At 46.2% G+C, this 4,495-nt stretch carries 5 protein-coding genes and 1 pseudogene; 2 read left to right on the forward strand and 4 right to left on the reverse strand.

All coding sequences use genetic code 11. The features are described from left to right. Positions 1-423 (reverse strand): DNA gyrase subunit A (locus B3182_RS04590; RefSeq protein WP_292751736.1); only part of this gene is annotated, 423 nt, incomplete at its 3' end. 150 nt (positions 424-573) lie between these two features. After that, positions 574-1,215: an ABC-type transport auxiliary lipoprotein family protein gene (locus tag B3182_RS04595; protein ID WP_292399116.1), complete on the reverse strand. Its 642-nt coding sequence runs from the start codon at positions 1,213-1,215 to the stop codon at positions 574-576. Positions 1,216-1,324: 109 nt separating this feature from the next. On the opposite strand from B3182_RS04595, the gene B3182_RS04600 reads away from it, so the two are divergent. After that, the gene (locus B3182_RS04600; protein ID WP_292357324.1) at positions 1,325-1,840 is read left to right on the forward strand and encodes an adenine phosphoribosyltransferase; all 516 of its coding nucleotides are present in this window, start codon (positions 1,325-1,327) and stop codon (positions 1,838-1,840) included. After that, positions 1,840-2,682, forward strand: coding sequence for an OmpA family protein (locus B3182_RS04605; RefSeq protein ID WP_292357326.1), 843 nt, complete (start codon positions 1,840-1,842; stop codon positions 2,680-2,682). Before B3182_RS04600 ends, B3182_RS04605 begins: the two co-directional genes overlap by 1 nt. On the opposite strand, the gene thiE is transcribed toward B3182_RS04605, so the two are convergent. Both thiE and B3182_RS04615 read right to left on the reverse strand, forming a co-directional pair. Beyond that, on the reverse strand, positions 2,671-4,137 hold the full coding sequence (gene thiE / locus B3182_RS04610) for a thiamine phosphate synthase (RefSeq protein WP_292357328.1): 1,467 nt from the start codon (positions 4,135-4,137) through the stop codon (positions 2,671-2,673). The genes B3182_RS04605 and thiE overlap by 12 nt on opposite strands. After that, a pseudogene (locus B3182_RS04615) lies at positions 4,130-4,495 on the reverse strand (thiazole synthase); the annotation flags it as partial. The pseudogene B3182_RS04615 and the gene thiE, both read right to left, overlap by 8 nt.

Here is a 4,495-nt window from a genome sequence, read left to right on the forward strand (position 1 = left end):
TTCCTTGTCCAGATCGGCCAGCATTTCGTGGGCGATTTTCGCCATACGCACTTCGGTATAACGCATCGCGGCAGGTGGATCACCATCGACTGAGCCAAAGTTACCTTGACCATCAACCAGCATATAGCGCATTGAGAACGGCTGGGCCATACGTACCATCGTGTCATAAACAGCAGTATCACCATGAGGGTGATATTTACCGATAACGTCACCGACAATACGTGCAGATTTTTTGTATGGGCTGTTCCAACTGTTTCCTAATTCACGCATTGCATATAAAACACGACGGTGAACAGGTTTCAGACCGTCCCGGACATCCGGTAAGGCGCGTCCTACGATAACGCTCATTGCGTAATCGAGGTAGGACTGTTTCATTTCATCTTCGATACTGATCGAGTCCAGTTCCAGAGCAATCTCAGACATTTAATATTCTTCCAAAATGAACAAAAGCAAGCCTAGCTTGTTGAAGTTTCAGACAAAAATTTCTGCTGCCAAAACCCGAACAGATGCTAACCATAACAAAGGAGTAATCCTACCACTCTGAGCGATTTCCTGCACGTTTATAAGATACTGCTAGGGTGTACCAGCTTTATCAAAATAATCGCTCAAATCCTGCTCCAACGTCGCGAGAATTTCTTCCAGCGCATTTTGCCAGCCAGTTACAACGGTTTGCGGGTTTGTTTCATCAATCGATGCATCAACACGAAAACCGGTTTGAAACAGCATCTTGCTACGATCAGCATCGCCCGGACTCATAAAAAACTGCATTTCTAAAACAGCCTGCGGCGGATACTCGGCGCGCTCTTCACCATAAAGTTTGGTGACTGCCGCTTCCAACACTAAATCTGCTGGTTGAGAATCATCGGTAATGACAGCACTGAATAAACCACTCTTGGATAACCAGCGTTGTAATTGTGAGGTAAACATCACCTGCGGATCAGTAAGCAACACATGTCCTGCCTGCGGTTGATATTCATTGTCGCCAATACGAAACACAATATTCTCGGTGCGATAATGGGGTGCTATACGAACAGGTTTAATGCGTAAAACCCGGTTCTGGGCAAACTCCGCAGCAACATTACCTCGATCAACATCGACAATATAAAAACGCGGTTGCATATCGTCAGCTTCTTTATCTCCACCACCAAAGCCAAAACAACCGGTCAATAAACTGAACAGAACGAAAACCAGCACTCTCTGCCATCTGTGAATCACGAAATGTTGTACTCCTAAAGATTTCTGGGAAATTGCATTACAGTTGTTGTAATTAGTGTCGTTATAATACTGGTGGTGACCATCCCTTCTCAAATAATTTAGGCGTCAGATGGACGAGATAAAAACCAAGATCCGCGATATCGCAGATTTTCCCGAACCCGGCATTTTATTCAAAGACATCACCCCGTTAATGCAATCCCCTGTCTTACTGCGTCAGGCCGTTGAATTGCTGATTGCACCCTATCGAAAATCTAATATAACTGCCGTCGCTGGTATGGAAGCCCGGGGTTTTATTTTTGGTTCACTCGCCGCCTCAATGCTAGAGGTCGGATTCATTCCACTGCGCAAACCCGGCAAACTGCCTCACACTACCCATAAGGTCGAATACCAATTGGAATATGGTGAAACCAGCCTGGAAATTCATGCCGATGCCTTGGCAGAAAACGACAATATTTTAATTGTTGATGATGTGCTCGCCACCGGCGGCACGGCTAAGGCCAGTTGTGAATTAATCCGGTTATTGGGTGGTAATGTGGTTGGCTGTGCATTCCTGATGGAAATCACCGGGCTGAATGGCCGTTCCTTACTAACTGACGTTAACGTACACAGCGTAATCCAATACTAATGAAGTTTTTACTATTTTTATTATTTGCCTCTCCCGTTGTTGCTGACACGGTTTATCAATCAGCTGTGCACGAAGCCAAATGGCAGACTGAAGACTCACCGCTTTCCTGCAGCTTAAGCCATGACGTTACGGATTTTGGAGATATCCTTTTTCATCGCGAAAATGGTGAGCCGCTGCAGCTTACTATTTCCACGGCAGATCATCCCGCTTCGCAAAACACTGCTGAATTGATGATCATCAACACGCCCTGGCAGTTCGATCAGGTCAGACAAAAGTTAATGACTCTGCCCGTCACCTATGGACAGCGTGAATTTAGGGTGGAAGGTAATGCGGCGCAAAAAGCCCTGGCGGCTTTGCAACAAGGTCAGTTCGTTCAACTGCAGTATGCCTCGCAAACCAGCATTCAACCGGTCAGCGTGATTTTATCCAATGTGCAATTTCTGCCCGCCATGCGCGAGTTTCAGGAATGTTCAGACAAAATGCACCCGGATAGTTTTAACGATTTACAGCAATTCAGTGTGTATTTTGAATCCGAAAAAGCTATTCTCGACAACAGTGCTTCTCAACGGATGAAACGATTGGCGGAGTATCTGAAAGTGGACGACAGTATCTCAAGAATCATTATTGAATCTCACACTGACAGTTTTGGCCGCCGAGAATTGAATACCGAGCTGTCAGATAAACGCGCGCAAGTGGTGAAAACCTTTCTGATTGAACAGGCTGAAATCGACGAAGGCATTATCGAAACGCATTCCTATCGTGATAACAAGCCTGTTGCGAGTAATAAAACACCTGAGGGTCGCGCTCAAAACCGCCGCACGGAATTACGTTTAATTCGCTGAATGACGCCATAACGTCAGTAAATCATGGGTGACTTTTTGATAATCAGTTGCTTTGGTAATCGCCGAAATCATTGCCACTGACCCCACCCCGGTTTTATGCAACGCTATTGCACGCGGCAGATCAATCCCACCAATGGCAACCAGCGGCGTATGCCCATCTAATAAGCGTATCCATTCTGCTAACCGATCAAATCCTTGGGGTTGCCACGGCATTTGTTTGCTGTCAGTTTCAAATATCGGTCCCAAGGCAATATAACTGGGGTTTACCGCTAAGGCTCTGGCTAGTTCCCAATATGAATGGGTCGAAATCCCCAGCCGCAATCCGGCATTTTCGATTTCCAGTAAATCAGCATCATGCAAATCTTCCTGTCCCAGATGCACACCGTAAGCGCCGTTATCAATCGCCATACGCCAGTGATCATTCACAAAAAACTGAATATCACTATGTTGATGAGAGATATCCACCGCACTGGCAATCTCAGCATTCAGAAAAGCGTTATCCGTTTGTTTCAACCGCAATTGAATGGTTTTGATGCCAATGGTTAATAAACGATTGACCCAATCCGCACTATCCACCACCGGGTAGATTCCCAATCGTTCCGGACACTCGGGAAAACTAAAACTTTTTCCAATCAGATCCGGGGTATAACTCAGTCGTGGAATATCTCGAAGTGCAAACGGTTGCTGCTGATGAGAAAACAGCTGATACGGCCCTAATGTCTGCGATTCCCGAATCCCGCGGTTGATATAACTACGCGATAAAATCACCGCATCACGGATATCTTGGCCTTGTGCCAGATAACACGCCAGACTGGAAGCCAACACACAGCCTGTGCCACGAACATTTTTATTCAACCGGGGTTGATAACAATAAAAATGCCCAAACGCACTGGCAAAGTAATCCGAGACAAAACTTTTATCACCATGCCCGCCTTTCACCAGACACGCTGACAATCCTTCTTCAATTAAATGGCGGACCTGCTTCTCCACCGAGCCGGTGACATTCTCAGAGAGATACGCTATCTCAGGTAAATTAGGTGTCAGCAGGGTAATTTTTGGTAATACTGATTTACGCACAAACTCCAATACTTCCGGCGTAGCCTGCTTTCCCCCACTCGTAGCCGCCATCACCGGATCCATCACTATTGGCACATCATGACGTTTAACTATACGTTCAATCGCCTCGGCTATCTCCAAATCAGGTATCAAACCAATTTTGATAGCAGCAATGTCAAAATCCGCAATACAGCTTTCGTATTGTTTGAGAAATTTCTCAGCCGTTAGTGGATTTAATGCACGCATACCGCTTTGTGTCTGTTCAGTTACACAGGTAATTAACGGAACAGGATGAAAGCCATGATGGCTCACGGTTTGAATATCTGCTGTCAGACCAGCACAACCCTGAGGATCCATGCCACCTATTAATAAAATAGCTTTTTGTGAATGATCAGCCATGTTGCTGCCAGATTGGTTGGTCTAACGTCGGTGTACTGGGCTTGGCGGAATCACGTTTTGGCATAATGCCCGCTTCAAATGCCAGACGTCCTGCATTGATGGATTGTTTAAACGCTTCAGCCATAAGCGCCGGTTCAAGTGCTTCGGCCACTGCGGTATTCAACAGAATGCCGTCATAACCGAGTTCCATGGCCTGCACCGCATCAGAAGGTTTGCCGATGCCAGCATCAACCAGTAACGTTATTTCCGGCAAGCGTTCACGTAATGTTCTCAATGCATAAGGATTGAGTAATCCCTGTCCAGTACCGATTGGTGCACCCCAGGGCATTAACACTTCACATCCGGCTTCCGCCAGTTT

Origin of the sequence: Methylophaga sp. UBA4204 (assembly GCF_002379485.1) — a bacterium.
Classification (GTDB): domain Bacteria; phylum Pseudomonadota; class Gammaproteobacteria; order Nitrosococcales; family Methylophagaceae; genus Methylophaga.

Bases quoted from the DNA above. Each gene is read 5' to 3' on its own strand.
- B3182_RS04605 (WP_292357326.1), top strand. From the start codon at position 1,840: ATGAAGTTTTTACTATTTTTATTATTTGCCTCTCCCGTTGTTGCTGAC.
- thiE (WP_292357328.1), bottom strand. From the start codon at position 4,137: ATGGCTGATCATTCACAAAAAGCTATTTTATTAATAGGTGGCATGGAT.
- B3182_RS04600 (WP_292357324.1), top strand. From the start codon at position 1,325: ATGGACGAGATAAAAACCAAGATCCGCGATATCGCAGATTTTCCCGAA.